This window comes from Limnohabitans sp. (assembly GCF_036804465.1).
In the GTDB taxonomy this organism is placed as follows: Bacteria; Pseudomonadota; Gammaproteobacteria; order Burkholderiales; family Burkholderiaceae_C; genus Limnohabitans.
Window position 1 is genome coordinate 80,444 of the sequence record NZ_DAIRSK010000009.1, and the last position, 16,461, is coordinate 96,904.

The 16,461-nt window shown below is 57.1% G+C and carries 16 protein-coding genes; 4 read left to right on the plus strand and 12 right to left on the minus strand.

Translation table 11 applies throughout. The features are described 5' to 3' along the window. Nucleotides 1-6: 6 nt before the first annotated feature. The 3 genes from V7Q41_RS06490 to scpA are packed head-to-tail and all read right to left on the minus strand — an operon-like array spanning nt 7 to nt 4,788. Nucleotides 7-1,539 (minus strand): acyl-CoA carboxylase subunit beta, encoded by a 1,533-nt coding sequence (locus V7Q41_RS06490; protein WP_333844443.1) that lies wholly within the window; start codon nt 1,537-1,539, stop codon nt 7-9. Nucleotides 1,540-1,567: 28 nt separating this feature from the next. Beyond that, on the minus strand, nt 1,568-2,581 hold the full coding sequence (gene meaB, locus V7Q41_RS06495) for a methylmalonyl Co-A mutase-associated GTPase MeaB (RefSeq protein ID WP_333844444.1): 1,014 nt from the start codon (nt 2,579-2,581) through the stop codon (nt 1,568-1,570). Next, entirely contained in the window at nt 2,578-4,788 is a 2,211-nt protein-coding gene (scpA, locus tag V7Q41_RS06500; RefSeq protein WP_333844447.1) for a methylmalonyl-CoA mutase, read from the minus strand. Before scpA ends, meaB begins: the two co-directional genes overlap by 4 nt. 130 nt (nt 4,789-4,918) lie before the next feature. On the opposite strand from scpA, the gene V7Q41_RS06505 reads away from it, so the two are divergent. After that, nucleotides 4,919-5,554 carry a GntR family transcriptional regulator gene (locus tag V7Q41_RS06505; protein ID WP_333844449.1) on the plus strand — a complete coding sequence of 212 codons (636 nt, stop codon included), beginning with the start codon at nt 4,919-4,921 and terminating at the stop codon, nt 5,552-5,554. On the opposite strand, the gene V7Q41_RS06510 is transcribed toward V7Q41_RS06505, so the two are convergent. The 8 genes from V7Q41_RS06510 to V7Q41_RS06545 form a co-directional block, all read right to left on the minus strand. After that, nucleotides 5,551-6,480, minus strand: coding sequence for a DMT family transporter (locus V7Q41_RS06510; protein ID WP_333844452.1), 930 nt, complete (start codon nt 6,478-6,480; stop codon nt 5,551-5,553). The two genes, V7Q41_RS06505 and V7Q41_RS06510, sit on opposite strands and share 4 nt — an antisense overlap. Further along, the gene (dusA, locus tag V7Q41_RS06515) at nt 6,470-7,480 is read right to left on the minus strand and encodes a tRNA dihydrouridine(20/20a) synthase DusA (RefSeq protein WP_333844454.1); all 1,011 of its coding nucleotides are present in this window, start codon (nt 7,478-7,480) and stop codon (nt 6,470-6,472) included. The genes V7Q41_RS06510 and dusA overlap by 11 nt, the downstream gene beginning before the upstream one ends. Nucleotides 7,481-7,542: 62 nt before the next feature. Further along, nucleotides 7,543-8,850: an aspartate aminotransferase family protein gene (locus V7Q41_RS06520; RefSeq protein WP_333844457.1), complete on the minus strand. Its 1,308-nt coding sequence runs from the start codon at nt 8,848-8,850 to the stop codon at nt 7,543-7,545. Then, nucleotides 8,847-9,746, minus strand: coding sequence for an NAD(P)-dependent oxidoreductase (locus tag V7Q41_RS06525; protein WP_333844459.1), 900 nt, complete (start codon nt 9,744-9,746; stop codon nt 8,847-8,849). Before V7Q41_RS06525 ends, V7Q41_RS06520 begins: the two co-directional genes overlap by 4 nt. Continuing rightward, a complete protein-coding gene (locus tag V7Q41_RS06530; RefSeq protein ID WP_333844461.1) occupies nt 9,746-10,459 on the minus strand; it encodes a class I SAM-dependent methyltransferase in 714 nt (237 codons plus the stop codon). Before V7Q41_RS06530 ends, V7Q41_RS06525 begins: the two co-directional genes overlap by 1 nt. Nucleotides 10,460-10,610: 151 nt before the next feature. Beyond that, nucleotides 10,611-11,348, minus strand: coding sequence for an acetoacetyl-CoA reductase (gene phbB / locus V7Q41_RS06535; RefSeq protein WP_333844463.1), 738 nt, complete (start codon nt 11,346-11,348; stop codon nt 10,611-10,613). 62 nt (nt 11,349-11,410) lie between these two features. Next, entirely contained in the window at nt 11,411-12,589 is a 1,179-nt protein-coding gene (locus V7Q41_RS06540) for an acetyl-CoA C-acetyltransferase (protein WP_333844466.1), read from the minus strand. A gap of 30 nt (nt 12,590-12,619) precedes the next feature. Further along, the gene (locus V7Q41_RS06545; protein WP_333844468.1) at nt 12,620-14,293 is read right to left on the minus strand and encodes a PHA/PHB synthase family protein; all 1,674 of its coding nucleotides are present in this window, start codon (nt 14,291-14,293) and stop codon (nt 12,620-12,622) included. A 105-nt stretch (nt 14,294-14,398) separates the two neighbouring features. Between V7Q41_RS06545 and V7Q41_RS06550 the strand changes: the two genes are divergently transcribed. Beyond that, nucleotides 14,399-14,716, plus strand: a complete 318-nt coding sequence (locus V7Q41_RS06550; RefSeq protein ID WP_333844470.1) for a hypothetical protein — start codon at nt 14,399-14,401, stop codon at nt 14,714-14,716. Here V7Q41_RS06550 and pgeF read toward each other — a convergent pair. After that, a complete protein-coding gene (pgeF, locus tag V7Q41_RS06555) occupies nt 14,648-15,463 on the minus strand; it encodes a peptidoglycan editing factor PgeF (protein WP_442918815.1) in 816 nt (271 codons plus the stop codon). The two genes, V7Q41_RS06550 and pgeF, sit on opposite strands and share 69 nt — an antisense overlap. 87 nt (nt 15,464-15,550) lie before the next feature. On the opposite strand from pgeF, the gene V7Q41_RS06560 reads away from it, so the two are divergent. After that, nucleotides 15,551-15,853 carry an antibiotic biosynthesis monooxygenase family protein gene (locus V7Q41_RS06560; protein ID WP_333844476.1) on the plus strand — a complete coding sequence of 101 codons (303 nt, stop codon included), beginning with the start codon at nt 15,551-15,553 and terminating at the stop codon, nt 15,851-15,853. A gap of 22 nt (nt 15,854-15,875) precedes the next feature. Beyond that, complete coding sequence (locus V7Q41_RS06565) at nt 15,876-16,424, plus strand: NUDIX hydrolase (RefSeq protein WP_333844478.1); 549 nt, start codon at nt 15,876-15,878, stop codon at nt 16,422-16,424. Nucleotides 16,425-16,461: the final 37 nt, after the last annotated feature.

The window sequence follows — 16,461 nt, forward strand, 5'->3', positions numbered from 1 at the left end:
GGTGGGTTATAGAGGAATGTTGCCGTGCTTGCGCCAGGGGTTGTCCAACTTTTTGTCTTTGAGCATGACCAGCGAGCGGCAGATGCGCTTGCGGGTTTCGTGCGGTTGAATCACGTCGTCAATGAAGCCGCGTGCACCCGCCACAAAGGGGTTGGCAAAACGGGCTTTGTATTCGGCCTCTTTGGCCGCGAGTTTTTCGGGGTCGCCCTTGTCTTCGCGGAAGATGATTTCCACCGCGCCTTTGGCACCCATGACCGCGATTTCGGCGTTGGGCCAGGCAAAGTTCACATCGCCGCGCAAGTGCTTAGAAGCCATCACGTCATACGCGCCGCCGTAGGCTTTGCGGGTGATGACGGTGATTTTGGGCACCGTGCACTCGGCGTAGGCATACAGCAACTTGGCACCATGCTTGATGATGCCGCCATATTCTTGGCTGGTGCCGGGCATGAAACCTGGCACGTCCACAAAGGTGATGACGGGAATATTGAAGGCATCGCAAAAACGCACAAAGCGGGCCGCCTTGATCGAGCTCTTGATGTCCAAGCAACCGGCCAGGACCAAAGGTTGGTTGGCCACGATGCCCACGGTTTGACCTTCCATGCGCGCAAAGCCAATCAGAATGTTCTTGGCGTAGTCGGGTTGCAGCTCAAAGAAGTCGCCATCGTCCACGGTTTTGACAATGAGTTCTTTCATGTCATAGGCTTTGTTGGGGTTCTCTGGCACCAAGGTATCCAGGCTCATGTCCATGCGACTGGTGGGGTCGCCGCTGGCACGCACAGGCGCTTTTTCGCGGTTGTTCAGGGGCAAGTAGTTGTACAGACGGCGCAACATCAACAGCGCCTCCACATCGTTTTCAAATGCCATGTCGGCGACACCGCTCTTGGTGGTGTGGGTCAAAGCGCCGCCTAGCTCTTCAGCGGTGACTTCTTCGTGCGTCACCGTCTTGACGACTTCGGGGCCGGTGACGAACATGTAGGACGTGTCTTTGACCATGAAGATGAAGTCAGTCAAAGCGGGTGAATACACCGCGCCACCGGCTGAGGGGCCCATGATCATGCTGATCTGGGGCACCACGCCTGAAGCCATGACGTTGCGCTGGAACACGTCGGCATAACCACCGAGCGAAGCCACGCCTTCTTGAATGCGCGCGCCGCCTGAGTCGTTGAGGCCGATCACGGGCGCGCCGACCTTCATGGCTTGGTCCATGATTTTGCAAATCTTCTCGGCATGCGTTTCAGACAAAGCGCCGCCGTAAACGGTGAAGTCTTGGCTGAAGACAAACACCAAGCGGCCATTGATCATGCCGTAGCCGGTGACCACACCGTCACCAGGAATCTTGTTGTCTTGCATGCCAAAGTCGGTGCAGCGGTGCTCGACAAACATGTCCCACTCTTCGAAGGTGCCTTCGTCAAGCAGCACCTCGATGCGCTCGCGGGCCGTCAGCTTGCCTTTGGCGTGCTGTGCATCAATGCGCTTTTGGCCGCCACCCAAGCGGGCTGCTGCGCGCTTGAGCTCTAGTTGTTCGTTGATGTCTTGCATGCGCTCTTTTCTCCAAGAAAATTTCAAATTAGCCCTGCGCTTGATAGGCGCTGAGCAGTTGACGGGCTGCCGTCGATGCGGCCAGTTGGCCCGATGCGACTTGTTGGCTGAGTTGGGGCAGCAGCGTTTGCACACGCGGCTGGGTACGGAAGTTTTGTTTCAAGCCCGCGTCGATGCGCTCCCACATCCAAGACAGGGCTTGCTGTTGGCGGCGCTGCGAAGCTCGAGCCGTGTGTTGTTGCAAGGTTTGAAAGTCACCTACCTTCGACCAAAATGCGTCCACCCCTTGGTTGAGCAATGCGCTGAGTTGCACCACCTGAGGGTGCCACACCTCGGTGTTGCGATGCGCATGACCCGCGCCACCGTGCATGCCTAAAAGCTGCAAGGCGCTGGTGATTTGCAGCTGCGCGCGCATGGCGGCATTGGCATCGATGTCGGCTTTGTTGATGACCACCAAATCGGCAAGTTCCATCACCCCTTTTTTGATGGCCTGCAAGTCATCGCCCGCATTGGGCAATTGCATGAGCACGAACATGTCTGTCATGTTGGCTACCGCTGTTTCACTTTGGCCTACGCCTACGGTTTCGACAATCACCACGTCGTAGCCCGAGGCTTCGCACACCAACATGGACTCGCGGGTTTTTTCGGCCACGCCCCCCAAGGTGCCGCTGGACGGGCTGGGTCGGATGTAGGCGCGTTCATTCACGCTCAGCAACTCCATGCGGGTTTTGTCACCCAGAATCGACCCACCCGAAACCGTGCTGGAAGGGTCAATGGTCAGCACCGCCACGCGGTGGCCGAGCCCAATCAGGTGCAAGCCCAGCGCCTCAATGAAGGTGGACTTGCCCACGCCCGGCACGCCACTGATCCCCAACCGAAATGAGTTACCCGTGTGCGGCAACAGGGCGGTCAGCAACTCGTCCGCCAGCGCGCGGTGGTCGTCTCGAGTGGACTCCAGCAGCGTGATGGCTTTGGCCATGGCGCGGCGCTGCACAGCCGAGTCGCCGTGCAACAGACCCTCCAGCAACAGCAATGGCTTCACCCCAGCGCCTTTTTGATTTGTTCCAACACGTCTTTGGCACTGACCGGAATCGGGGTGCCTGGGCCATAAATGCCCTTGACGCCCGCTTCGTAGAGAAAGTCATAGTCTTGACGCGGAATCACGCCGCCCACGAACACGATGATGTCGTCAGCACCTTGGCGGTGAAGCTCGGCAATGATGGCGGGCACCAAGGTTTTGTGGCCCGCTGCGAGGGTAGACACGCCCACGGCATGGACGTCGTTTTCAATCGCTTGTCGTGCGCACTCTTCGGGCGTTTGGAACAGGGGGCCCATGTCCACGTCGTAGCCGAGATCGGCAAACGCGGTGGCCACCACTTTGGCACCTCGGTCGTGCCCGTCTTGGCCCAGCTTAGAAATCATCACACGAGGACGGCGGCCTTGTTGCTCGGCGAACTCGGCAATGTCTGCTTTGAGTGCATTCCAGTATTCCATGGTGTCTCCCACGTTCTCGCCGTCATCGTAGGCGGCGGCATACACGCCTGTGACTTTTTGCGGGTCGGCGCGGTGGCGGCCAAACACCTTTTCGAGCGCGTCGCTCACCTCGCCCACCGTGGCGCGCAGGCGCATCGCCTGGATGGACAAATCGAGCAAATTGCCCGCGCCGTTGGCGGCAGAGGCTGTGAGCGCGTCCAACGCAGCTTGCACAGCTGCGCTGTCGCGCGTGGCTTTGATTTTTTGCAGACGCTCAATCTGACCGTCACGCACGCGCACGTTGTCAATCGACAAGGTCTCGATCGGGTCTTCTTTGGCCAGCTTGTATTTGTTCACGCCCACGATGACGTCCTTGCCAGAGTCGATGCGCGCTTGCTTTTCTGCGGCGGCCGCTTCGATCTTCAACTTGGCCCAACCGCTGCCCACGGCCTTGGTCATGCCACCCATGGCCTCAACTTCTTCGATGATGGCCCAGGCTTTGTCGGCCATCTCTTGGGTCAGCGACTCCATCATGTAAGAACCCGCCCAAGGGTCGATCACGTTGGTGATGTGGGTTTCTTCTTGAATGATGAGTTGCGTGTTGCGGGCAATGCGCGAACTGAACTCGGTGGGCAAAGCAATCGCCTCGTCAAACGAGTTGGTGTGCAGCGACTGGGTGCCACCAAACACCGCAGCCATCGCCTCGATGGTGGTGCGCACCACGTTGTTGTAGGGGTCTTGCTCGGTGAGCGACCAGCCCGAGGTTTGGCTGTGCGTGCGCAGCATCAAGCTCTTGGGGTTCTTGGCGTCAAAGCCCTTCATGATGCGGCACCACAGCAAACGGGCAGCGCGCATCTTGGCAATCTCGAGGTAGAAGTTCATGCCCACCGCCCAAAAGAACGACAAGCGACCGGCGAAGGCGTCCACGTCCAAACCAGAAGCGATGGCGGTCTTCACATACTCTTTGCCGTCGGCCAGGGTGAAGGCCAACTCCAGGGCTTGGTTGGCCCCCGCTTCTTGCATGTGGTAGCCCGAAATCGAGATCGAGTTGAACTTGGGCATGTGCTGGGCGGTGTAGCCAATGATGTCGCCAATGATCTTCATCGACGGCTCGGGCGGGTAGATGTAGGTGTTGCGCACCATGAACTCTTTGAGGATGTCGTTTTGAATCGTGCCGCTCAGCAACGCTTGGTTCACCCCCTGCTCTTCAGCCGCCACCACGTAGCCGGCCAACACGGGCAACACCGCGCCGTTCATGGTCATGGACACCGACACCTTGTCCAACGGAATCTCGTTGAACAAAATCTTCATGTCTTCCACCGAGTCAATCGCCACACCGGCCTTGCCCACGTCACCCGTCACACGGGGATGGTCCGAGTCGTAGCCACGGTGGGTGGCCAAATCAAAAGCCACCGACACGCCCTGACCGCCTGCGGCCAGCGCCTTGCGATAAAAAGCATTGGACTCTTCAGCGGTTGAAAAGCCCGCATATTGGCGAATGGTCCAAGGACGCACCGCATACATGGTGGCTTGGGGGCCGCGCACATAGGGCTCAAAACCTGGCAGGGTGTTGGCATAAGGCAGGTGCTGGATGTCTTCGGCGGTGTAGAGCGGCTTGACGCTGATGCCATCCAAAGTCTTCCAGTTCAAGGCATTGACGTCTCCCCCTGGGGCGGATTTGGCGGCAGCTCGCAGCCACGCATCGTGGCTGCTAGAGGCAAATTCAGGCCAAGCATGCGCATCGGCAGTTTTGGATTCGGTCGGCTTTTGACTCATGGCAAATCACTCTTCAAGGGGGTATGTGGCAATCAAAGAAAACCAAGCTTAGCCTAGCGTTTCATCATGCCACCGATCATATCATTCATAATTATTGATTCAAAATACTCTACAGGCTTACAATCACGCCATGGTTGCCGTCACCCTCACCCCTCGTGCCTTGTATGAAGAAGTTGCAGAACTGCTTCGCCAGCGCATTTTTGCGGCTGAGCTAGAGCCCGGCAGTTGGATTGACGAGATGCGACTGGCCGAGGCGTACGGCATCAGCCGCACCCCCATGCGAGAAGCCCTCAAGGTGCTGGCTGCTGAGGGCTTGGTGACCATGAAGGTGCGACGCGGCGCCTATGTGACCGAAGTCAACGAGAAAGACCAGCGCGATGTGTACCACCTGCTCTCTTTGTTGGAGTCAGACGCGGCATCAGTGGTGGCCACTGAGGCCACGGACGAACAACTGCAAGACCTGCAAGCCCTGCATGCCGAGTTGACAGCGCACGTGGCTGAGCGCGAAAAGTTCTTTGAAGTCAACGAGCGATTTCACATGCGCTTGCTAGAAATTGCCAACAACCGCTGGCGCAACCAAATGGTGGCAGACCTGCGCAAGGTGATGAAGCTCAACCGCCACAACTCTTTGTTGAAGAGTGGCCGCCTAGAAGAGTCGCTCAAAGAGCACCAAGCGATCGTGGACGCTTTGCAATCCCGTGACGCCGCTTTGGCGGCGCAGCGCATGACCGAGCACTTTGCCAACGGCTTAGCAGCAGCGATCTAAGCCAGCTTGGCGGCGGGCTGTTTGACGGCGAGGACCAAAGCGACGCCTGACAATATCAAAAGCCCTCCCGCCAAGTGGTGCAACCCCAGCGGCTCGCCCAGCACCCACCAGCCGATGACGGCGGTGTAGAGGGGCCCCAGATAAAGCGTCATCGCCACGCGGCTGGCACCTAAGATTTTTTGTGTCCAGCCATAAATCCAATAAGCCCCCACGCCAGGCAACAAGGCCACAAACACCATCATCAGCAGCGCATGCTGGCCAACGGTGGGGGTGTCCGCCTGCAACAGCTCCCATGCGGCAAAGGGCAGCAGCACCACCACGCCACCCCAGCAAATAGCCGCCAGTTGCGCGGTGGCGCTCATGGCGGTCGGCCAACGTTTTTGCAACAAGGCATACGCTGCCCAAGCGATCGAAGCAGCCACGATCCACAAATCCCCTGGCACCAACTGCACCTGTGACAAGTGCTGCCATTCCCCCCTCACCACCACATGCACCACGCCCATCAGAGCGAGCATGACACCGAACGCTTGGCGCTTGGAAAATCGCTCGCCCAGCCACAACACCGACCCCAGCGCGATCATCACGGGGGATGAGGCATAGATCAGGGAGATGTTCATGGCCACCGTGGTCTGGCCCGCCAAGTACACCCACGCACCGCAAATCCACATGCCGCAAGCACCCAAAGCGATGTAGCGCCACCTCTGCGTGCGCAAGGTGTGGCGGTGCTGCCAAAGCTCTTGGCGACTCACAAAAGCCAAAATCAAACCAGCGATCGCCCAACGACCCAAGGCCAAGACGTGGGGCGAGACCACACCAGGCGCTTGGCGCGCCACCACCATATTGACAGTCCAAAGCAAGGGAATGAACCACATCAAGCCCAGCGCAATGCGCGTCTTCGCTTTGAGCTGCAAGACCTCAGTGGGCATCCACAGGTCTTTCTGCACCCAAGGCCAAAGCCTCGCGGGCAAGCTTGAGCACCTCACGCGGGGGCAAAGGCTTGAGCTTGTGGTTGCTCCACACCTGTCGCCACAAACGTGCGCCACGCGCACCGTGGTAGAGGCCCAGCATGTGACGCGCAATCGGATACCAAGGGCAGCCGTCTTCAACAAAGGCACGCTCCATGTACGCCACCATGGCCTCCTCCACCGCTTCGCGGCTGAGCATCTCGTGCGGGTCGTTGTAGAACTCAGCATCCCATGTGGTCATCAACCAAGGGCGGTAATAGGCTTCACGGCCCAGCATCACACCGTCGACATGCTGCAAGTGATGGGTCATTTGGGCGTTGCTGGTGATGCCGCCATTGACCACGATCACCAAACCTGGGAAATCTTTTTTCAGCTGGTAGCCCAACTCGTAGCGCAACGGCGGCACTTCGCGGTTTTGTTTGGGGCTCAAACCATCCAGCCAGGCGTTGCGTGCATGCACGATGAACACCTTGCAGCCTGCGTCGCTGACCGTACCCACAAAGTCGCGCACAAAATCGTAGCGCTCGATGCGGTCAATGCCAATGCGGTGTTTGACCGTCACGGGAATGCCCACCACATCCAGCATGGCTTTCACGCCATCGGCCACGGTGTGTGGCTCGTTCATCAAACACGCGCCAAATGCGCCGCGTTGCACGCGGTCGGATGGGCAGCCGCAGTTGAGGTTGATTTCGTTGTAGCCCCACTGCTCGCCTAGCTTGGCGCCATGGGCCAAATCAGCCGCGTCGCTGCCGCCCAATTGCAGCGCCACGGGATGCTCTTCAGGGTTGAAGCGTAAATGCCGCTGCGTATCGCCGTGACGCAGCGCACCGGTGGTGACCATCTCGGTGTAGAGCAAGGTGTTGCGGCTGAGCAGGCGGTGGAAGTAACGGCAGTGGCGGTCGGTCCAATCCATCATCGGGGCGACGGACGTGCGCCAAAGCGAGGCATCGGGAAAAGTCATGCAGCGATTATCCCGACTTCTGCAGCGCTTTGAATTCCACCGGCCCACTCGCAGGGAGCGGCTTAGCTGGCGAGTGCCTCGCGAATCGACTGCGTGGCCACGTCTTCCAACCAACCCAAGTCCATGTGCTGATGGGCTTCGCATATGAACCAGGGCTCGCGTGAGTCGGGCTCGAGCATGACACCACGCGCAATCAAGGCCCACGCAAACTTGCGGAACAAATCGCTGTTGGTCACACGCCAATCGCGGTAGTTGGTGGGCACAGTCGCGCTGAAGTGAATGCCAAACATGGCAGGCGGGCCTGCAAAGGCATGCGCTAAACCTGCTGCAGTGAACACACGGCCCAGCACGGCTTGAATTTGTTCACCTGCATGGTTGATGGTTTGCTGAGCGTTGGTCTCCGTCAAAATTTTGAGGGTCGCATGCGCAGCACTGAGTGCTACCAAGTTGGCCGTGTACGTGCCGCCATGCACCACACCGCCTGAGTGCGAGCCCACCACATCCATCACTGCAGCTTTGCCGCCAAAGGCCGCGACGGGGTAGCCGTTGCCCATGGCTTTGGCGTAAGTGGTGAGGTCGCCGTGAATGCCATACAACTCTTGCGCCCCGCCCTTGGCTACGCGAAAGCCAGACTTCACCTCATCAATGATCAGCACCGTGCCGTGCTGCGTGCACAGATCGCGCAAGCGTTGCAGCCATTCTTGGGTGGCGGCCACGCTGCCCGCGTTGCCAATGATGGGCTCAATCACCACACAGGCCAAGGTCTCGCCTTGGGTGGCAAACAAATTTTCTAAGGCCTCAAAGTCGTTGTGGCTGATGATGCTGAGCAGCTCGCGGCTTCGCTCAGGAATGCCACCGCCAAATGGAATGACTTGTGGTGAGACGTTGCTGCCTGGCTGCCAGCGCTCAATGTCTGACTTCCACATCATCTCGTCGTACAAGCCGTGGAAGGAGCCTTCCACAATCGCCACGCGGTCACGTTTGGTATAGCCGCGTGCGGTACGCACCGCCCCCATGACCGCCTCGGTGCCTGAGTTGGCAAAGCGCATTTTGTCGATGTTGGGACACAGGGCTTTGACTTGCTTGACCACAGTGGTGTCGAGCTCGGTCGAGAAGCCAGAGAGCGTGCCGCGCTGGGTGATTTGCTCGATCACCGCGTTGTCCACCCGCTCGTCGCGGTAACCCAAGATGATGGGGCCGTAGCCTAAGCGAAAGTCCACATAGGTTTTGCCATCCACATCGGTGAGCGTGCAGCCCTTGGCACTGGCGATGAACACCGTGTCTTTTTCGCCCCAATAGCGATAGTTCTCAGCCACGCCTTGCGGCATGTGCAAATGGGCCTCAGCAAGTAAACGCGATTGATGGGTCATGGGCGCAGCATGTGTCCCACACGCTCTTCTAAGAGTTTCACCACATGCAGCTCGGCGGCTTCAGGGCCATAGGTGGCCATGGCTTGTTGAAACAACTGTTGCGCCAAGCCGCCCATGGGCAAGTCGTAGCCTTGCGATTTGGCAATGCCGTTGATCAAGCCCAAATCTTTGCAACACAGCGCCAGCGAGAAACTCGGGTCGTAGTGGCCTGCAAAGATGGACGGCACATCGTGCTCGGCCACCCAGCTGTTGCCCGCGCTCGACTTGATGGCTTCCCACACGGTGTGCAGCGGAATGCCGGCTTTTGCGCCCAACATCAAACCTTCACCAATGGCCGCCGCGCTGACAAACCACAACAAGTTGGTCAGTAGCTTGATGGTGGCGCCGTTGCCAGGCTCTCCTACATGAAATATTTTTTCACCAATCACATCGAAGATGGGCTTGTGCTTTTCAAAGCAAGCTTTGTCACCACCCACAAAAATGGACAAGCGCCCCAGTGCCGCCATGTCCACCGCGTTAGTGACGGGGGCTTCTAAAAAATCCACCCCTTTGGTTTTAGCCAAGGCCACCAACTCCTGGACCAAGGCCACCGCACTGGTGGAGGTGTCGATCACCGTCGCGCCCGCTTGGATGTGGGCCAACACGCCTTGTTCGCCCAACATCACCTCGCGCACTTGCACAGGTCCTGGCAATGACGCCATCACCACATCGGCGTGTGCCGCGCCTTCGGCCAAACTAGCTGCCCAATTGGCACCCAAGGCCAACAAGTTCTCCGCCTTGCCAGGCGACACATCGAACACGGTCACGGCGTACCCCGCCTTCACCAAGTTGGCCGCCATGGGGTTGCCCATGTTGCCAACGCCAATGAAAAACAAGCTGGGTTTTGCGGTGTCCATCAGTTCACTTTCTTGAACTGTAAAAAGAGTTGGTGCTCATCCTGTCGAGGCACGTATTCAAAACCACAAGCGCCCATCAAGGCTTTCGCGTCAGCAAAGTTGTACGTGCGGTATCGCACGGTTTGGTCCATGACTGTGTGGTCACCGTCTTGGAGGTAATAGTGTTTGGTAAAGCCTATGTCGGTGGGGTCAATTTTTTGCGAATAGGTCATGCCGTTGGAGATGACGGTTTCGTAGTCGTGGTGGGGTCCTTGGATACCCAACAAGAGGGTGCCGCCCAAAGCCATGTGTTTGGCCAAATGCTCAAACCCCAATTCGTTGGCGTGCGCGTCTGAAATATGACTCACCAAGAATGGCTCTTTCTCGCCATCAATGACAAAGTACCACACGCCGCCATAGGAAAAAGCCAAGTCATGCTCTTGTTCCAATGCCAACTCGGTGATGTTTTGGTGAGACAAAGACACCGTCGAAAAGGGTGCCAAGCGTTTCTGAGCAATCGACAGCATGGGCGCAGTCAAATCAATGCCAGTAATCGGCAACTTGGGTTGGCGCTTGGCCAACTCTTCCAAAATCAAACCCGTGCCACACCCAATTTCTAAGACATTGCGCTGGGGGTGGTGGGCCACAAGGCTGTCCACTATCTTTTCGTAATCGTAGTAACCAGAGGTCATGATTACATCGTAGTAACCCGCCATATTGGTGTAATCGCCCATGATCCCCCGGCATTTTTGCCATATTTGTTATTAGTTTGGTACTTTATCAAATTTTCATGACGGGTTAACACTGAGCGCACAAATAAACAAAAGGCCGCAGACGAATCTGCGGCCTTTGGATGTGGGCACACAGCACCCATCGCGTGATGCGTTAACCCATGTGCAAACCACCGTTCACAGCAAAGTCAGCACCCGTGGTGTAGCCACCATCTTCGCTGGCCATCCACGCAATGATGGAGGCGATCTCGCTGGGCTTGCCCAAGCGCTTGACTGGCACGGTAGCCACAATCTTTTCCAACACGTCTGGACGAATGGCGTTGACCATGTCGGTGCCGATGTAGCCAGGCGAGACGGTGTTAACAGTCACGCCCTTGGTGGCCAATTCTTGGGCCAAAGCCATGGAGAAACCGTGCATACCCGCTTTGGCCGCCGAGTAGTTGGTTTGACCCGCTTGGCCTTTTTCGCCGTTCACCGACGAGATGTTGATGATGCGGCCCCAGCCGCGCTCGACCATATCGGGCACGACTTGTTTGGTCACGTTGAACATGGAGTCGAGGTTGGTGCTCATCACTGCACTCCAGTCTTCGCGCGACATCTTCAAAAACATCCGGTCCTTGGTGATGCCAGCGTTGTTGACCAACACGTCAATCGGTCCGTGCTCAGCTTTGGCTTTGGTGAAAGCCTCTACCGTTGAATCCCAATCGCCGACGTTGCCGACAGATGCGTAGAAGGTGTAACCCAAAGCTTTTTGCTCGTCCAACCACTTCACAAAATCACGCGTTGGACCACAACCTGCGATGACTTTGAAGCCTTCTTTGTGAAGGCGTTGGCAAATCGCGGTTCCGATACCACCCATGCCCCCTGTGACGTACGCTACTTTTTGGCTCATTTTTTGTCTCCTGGTTTATGAGTTTTTACTGAAAGAAGTGTGTGAATTGATCTGCGGGCGAATTAACGCTCAAGCGCCAACGAGACGCCCATGCCGCCGCCGATACACAAAGCAGCCAAGCCCTTCTTGGCATGGGTACGTTGCATTTCGTGCAGCAAGGTCACCAAGATGCGGCAACCGGATGCACCGATGGGGTGGCCAATGGCAATGGCGCCGCCATTGACGTTGACCTTGGCTGGGTCGATGTCGAGCTGTTGGTTGACAGCGCATGCTTGCGCGGCGAAGGCTTCGTTGAGTTCGAACAAGTCCACATCAGAGGCTTTCCAGCCCGCACGCTCCAAGGCTTTGCGCGAGGCAGATACAGGGCCCATGCCCATGATTTTGGGATCCAAGCCGCTGGTGCCAAAAGCGGCAATGCGCGCCAATGGTGTGAGGCCCAAGGCAGCAGCTTTTTTGGCCGTCATCACCACCACAGCCGCAGCGCCATCATTGATGCCTGATGCGTTGCCTGCCGTCACAGAACCGGTTTTGTCAAACGCTGGGCGCAAACCAGCCAAGGCTTCGGCGGTGGTTTTTTTGTTGACGTACTCGTCGGCATGGAAAGCGATGGGGTCACCCTTGCGCTGGGGAATATGAACCGTCACGATTTCGTCTGCAAACTTGCCTGCATCTTGCGCGGCCGATGCTTTTTGTTGACTGGCCAAGGCCAAGGCGTCTTGCATGTCGCGGGTGATGTGAAATTCTTTGGCCACGTTTTCGGCGGTGATGCCCATGTGGTACTGGTTGTAGACGTCCCACAGGCCGTCCACGATCATGGTGTCAATCATGTTCCAGTTGCCCATGCGTTGCCCATCGCGCGAGCCCAACAACACATGGCCCGAGGCGCTCATGTTTTCTTGACCGCCGGCCACCACGATGTCGCTGTCGCCATAAGCCACCGCTTGCGCAGCCAGCATGACAGCTTTGAGACCCGAGCCGCACACCGCATTGATGGTGAGCGCAGGTACAGCGTGAGGAATTCCCGACTTCATCAAGGCTTGGCGTGCTGGGTTTTGGCCAGCGCCAGCAGCCAACACTTGGCCCATGATGACTTCGCCCACCATGCCAGGGTCCAGCTTGGCGCGTGCCAAAGCTTCGCGAATCACGATAGAGCCCAGCTCAGTCGCGGCAATTTTGGCGAGTGAACCCCCAAATTTGCCCACTGCCGTGCGCGCGGCTGAAACAATGACGATGTCTTCCATTGATGTATCTCCCAAGAAAAGTTTGAAAAGTTAGTGGCTAGAGCGTTCTTTGACGTAGCGGCCAGGTGCGGCCTCAATCGCTTTGTGTTTTCCCTTGCCATAGGCCTTGGGTGCTGCAATTTGTTTGCCAGCATGGGTCTTGAGCCATGCCGACCAATCGGGCCACCAGCTGCCTGCGTGCTCTTTGGCTTTGGCTATCCATTGCTCTGCATCTTTGGGAAAGCTGGTTTCGCTGCCAGTCCAGAAGCAACGCTTGTTGGCTGCGGGCGGGTTGATCACGCCCGCGATGTGACCTGAAGCACCCATCACAAAACGCTTTTTGCCGGGGAACACTTGCGTGCTGGCGTAGGCGCCGCCAATGGGCACGATGTGGTCTTCACGCGAGCCATAAATGTACAAAGGCATGTCCACTTGGCGCAGATCAACCTTCTCGCCGCACACCGTCGTTTTGCCGGGCTTGATGAGGTTGTTTTCGAGGTAGGTGTTGCGCAGATACCAGGCATACATGGGGCCTGGCAAATTGGTGGAGTCGCTGTTCCAGTAGAGCAAATCAAATGGTGGCGGTGTTTCACCTTTGAGGTAGTTGCCCACCACGTAGTTCCACACCAAATCGTTGGGGCGCAAGAAGCTGAAGGTCGACGCCATGTCCTTGCCCTTCATCAACCCGCCTTCTGCAAACTGGCCTTCTCGGTACTTGACAAAGGCCTCATCGATGAACACATCCAATACGCCGGTGTCGGTGAAGTCAATCAGTGTGGTCAACAACGTAGCGCTGGCTACTGGATTTTCTCCACGCGCCGCCAACACAGCAAGCGCGTTGGAGAGAATGGTGCCGCCCACACAAAAACCCAAGGCATTGATTTGTGAGACGCCCCCAATTTCTTGAACCACCTGAATGGCTTGGATGGCGACGTCTTGCACATAGTTATCCCACGTGGTGTTGCGCAGGCTCTCGTCGGGGTTGCGCCAACTCACCACGAAGGTGCGGTGGCCTTGTGCGACCGCATAACGGATGAGGGAGTTTTCGGGTTGCAGGTCCAAAATATAAAACTTGTTGATGCAAGGCGGCACAAACAACATCGGACGCTCGTACACCTTGGCGGTGAGTGGTTTGTATTCGAGCAGTTGGAAGAATGCATTTTCAAACACCACCTTGCCTTCAGTGGTGGCGACGTTTTTGCCCACCTCAAACAAGCTCTCGTCGGTCATCGACACATGGCCTTGCTGCATGTCATGCAACAGGTTTTGAATGCCTTTAGAAATACTCTCACCCTTGGTTTCGATTGCTTTTTGCTGCGCCTCGGCGTTGAGTGCCAAATAGTTGCTAGGGGCAGCGGCGGCGGCCCATTGCTCGACGGCAAATTGAATGCGGGCTTTGGTTTTGGGGTCTGTGTCAGCAGCCTCCGTGAGCGCCATCATGGTGCGGGTGTTGAGCAAGTAGGCCGCTGCAGTGAACGCGGCCACGGGGTTTTGTGCCCATGCTTGGCCTTTGAAACGGCGGTCCTTCACTTCGGTGTGGCCGTGCAAACTTTGGTTCCAAAGTGCGGTGGCTTCTTCGATGTATTGCTTTTGCAGGGTTTCGAGCTTGTCGGGGGGAAAGCTCAGTGCAGGTGCTTGGGTGTCTAAAGTTCCAATTTTTTGAAATGAGGCCATGGCTTTGAGCCAGCTATCCCCTAGGCTCTTGAGGGCCGCATTCTGATCCATCGCTAACTCCTATACAGTCGCTGTTGTGTTTTTAACTGTCGCCAGTATGTCAGTGTATTGCCTTCTTTTTTCTGACAAAAATCAAACTCAAGAGAAAACCCCTAGATGTATTTGGTCCTGATCGCATGGATTTATGTGGCGTTGATGATGGCCATCGCCGAAGCCACGAGCCCAGTGGGTACTTTGCTTGGCGCGGTCGTTACTTTTTTACTTTATGGCTTGCTGCCCATGGGCGTGGTGGGCTACATCATGGGCGCTCCATCGAGGCGTCGTGCCATCAAGGCCAAAGAGGCCGCCGAGCGCGCGCAAAGCATTGCCGCAGTTGGCACACAAACGACGGTGGAGAACGAAAACTCAGTCGCGCCAAATACACACAGCGAAGCGTCCAGTCGCTCCGTCGCGGCGGTACGAAAAGAGCCGTGAGCTTTGCTGCACGGTGCACCACTCGGATGAGCTGTTGTTGCCCGCCACCGCGCTGACGCCCAAAGCATTCAAGCGAAGGCGCGCCAAGCCTGCAAGATCAGCCAACCATTTGCCCGCGTGCGTGGGGTGCGGTTTGAAATAACGCTGTGCTTGTATTGACTTTGCGTCAGCCGCTGCAGTGAATGCCAGGTGCACATCGTCTCCCACCTCAAATGCATCTGGACCAATGCATGGGCCCAGCCAAGCGCGCACTTGCGAAGCATCCACACCCGCTTGGCTGCTCAGCGCCAAAACTGTTTGCTCGATCACACCAGCTGCCAAGCCACGCCAACCCGCATGTGCAGCTGCCACCACTTGACCCGCATCATCGGTGAACAACAGCGGCAAGCAATCTGCCACCATGATGGTGCAGGCCACGTGTGCCTGTTGGGTGATGCATGCATCGGCCACGACCGCTTGTGGTGTGGTAGCGGTGAGCTGAGCCACATCCACACCATGCACCTGCTTTAAAAACACGGGCAGCGCGCCGCCTAGCTGCGCTTGCAGCAAGGCTCGGTTGGTGGCAACTGCCTGCGGTTCGTCTCCTACATGGTCGCCTAGGTTTAAGTGATCAAATGGAGGTTTGGACACCCCCCCCACACGCGTGGTGCATACAGCGTGCACACCCTTAGGCAGCGCCCAATCCATGGGCCAAAGCAAGGGCGCTGGCAAACTAGAAGAAGGCGTGTTGGCGCGTGGGCATGACATAGTCATGAAGGATATCCTGAACACGACCAGCGGCTGCGCGCGGTCACGTTAGACTTAAGGACAATTTCAACTCATCACAGATCCACCATGATTCTCGAACTCGCCGACATCCGTATTCATGCAGGCCAACAAGCTGCTTTTGACGAAGCCATCCAACGTGGCGTGGAGACCGTGATCTCCAAAGCCAAAGGGTTTGAGGGCTACAAAATCAACCGAGGCGTCGAGACACCCGAGCGCTATATTTTGCAAATTTTCTGGACCACGCTGGAAAACCACATGGTGGACTTTCGCGAGTCGCCCGCCTTCGCCGATTGGCGTGCCATTGTTGGCCCCTTCTTCGCTCAGCCCCCTGTGGTGGAGCACTTCGAGTTGGTGGGCAAATCATCTTGAAACACCCAACGATTCAAGCACCATGTTGCATCGCCAACTGATTCAACATTGCAAGTCGTGCGGCAGCGCGGTGACCTACCGCGTGCCAGATGACGGCGACACGCGTGAGCGGGCGGTATGCAACGCCTGCCACACCATCCACTACGAAAATCCGCTCAACGTGGTGGGCACGGTGCCCGTGTGGGGCAACCAAGTGCTGCTGTGCAAACGCAACATCGAGCCGCGCCTAGGCAAGTGGACGCTTCCAGCGGGTTTCATGGAGCTCAACGAAACTGTGGCTGAAGGTGCGGCGCGAGAGACTGTGGAAGAAGCCGGTGCGCAGTTTGAAATGCAAGAGCTGTTTGCCTTGATGAACGTCACGCGTGTGGGCCAAGTGCATTTTTTCTACCGTGCCCAGCTGACCAGCAACATCTTTGAGCCTGGCCATGAAACGCAAGAAGCGCGTTTGTTTGCTGAGCATGAAATACCGTGGGACGAGATTGCGTTTCGCACGGTCAAAGAAACATTGCAGCACTACTTTGCAGATGCAAAGACGGGCAAGTTTGGGCTGCACCAAGTCGACATTGTTTGAACATCTTTGCGCTAGGCCACAAAAGACAAAAGGGTTA

Bases quoted from the DNA above. Each gene is read 5' to 3' on its own strand.
- V7Q41_RS06490 (WP_333844443.1), bottom strand. From the start codon at position 1,539: ATGCAAGACATCAACGAACAACTAGAGCTCAAGCGCGCAGCAGCCCGC.
- scpA (WP_333844447.1), bottom strand. From the start codon at position 4,788: ATGAGTCAAAAGCCGACCGAATCCAAAACTGCCGATGCGCATGCTTGG.
- V7Q41_RS06505 (WP_333844449.1), top strand. From the start codon at position 4,919: ATGGTTGCCGTCACCCTCACCCCTCGTGCCTTGTATGAAGAAGTTGCA.
- V7Q41_RS06510 (WP_333844452.1), bottom strand. From the start codon at position 6,480: ATGCCCACTGAGGTCTTGCAGCTCAAAGCGAAGACGCGCATTGCGCTG.
- dusA (WP_333844454.1), bottom strand. From the start codon at position 7,480: ATGACTTTTCCCGATGCCTCGCTTTGGCGCACGTCCGTCGCCCCGATG.
- V7Q41_RS06520 (WP_333844457.1), bottom strand. From the start codon at position 8,850: ATGACCCATCAATCGCGTTTACTTGCTGAGGCCCATTTGCACATGCCG.
- V7Q41_RS06525 (WP_333844459.1), bottom strand. From the start codon at position 9,746: ATGGACACCGCAAAACCCAGCTTGTTTTTCATTGGCGTTGGCAACATG.
- V7Q41_RS06530 (WP_333844461.1), bottom strand. From the start codon at position 10,459: ATGGGCGATTACACCAATATGGCGGGTTACTACGATGTAATCATGACC.
- phbB (WP_333844463.1), bottom strand. From the start codon at position 11,348: ATGAGCCAAAAAGTAGCGTACGTCACAGGGGGCATGGGTGGTATCGGA.
- V7Q41_RS06540 (WP_333844466.1), bottom strand. From the start codon at position 12,589: ATGGAAGACATCGTCATTGTTTCAGCCGCGCGCACGGCAGTGGGCAAA.
- V7Q41_RS06545 (WP_333844468.1), bottom strand. From the start codon at position 14,293: ATGGATCAGAATGCGGCCCTCAAGAGCCTAGGGGATAGCTGGCTCAAA.
- V7Q41_RS06550 (WP_333844470.1), top strand. From the start codon at position 14,399: ATGTATTTGGTCCTGATCGCATGGATTTATGTGGCGTTGATGATGGCC.
- pgeF (WP_442918815.1), bottom strand. From the start codon at position 15,463: ATGTCATGCCCACGCGCCAACACGCCTTCTTCTAGTTTGCCAGCGCCC.
- V7Q41_RS06560 (WP_333844476.1), top strand. From the start codon at position 15,551: ATGATTCTCGAACTCGCCGACATCCGTATTCATGCAGGCCAACAAGCT.
- V7Q41_RS06565 (WP_333844478.1), top strand. From the start codon at position 15,876: ATGTTGCATCGCCAACTGATTCAACATTGCAAGTCGTGCGGCAGCGCG.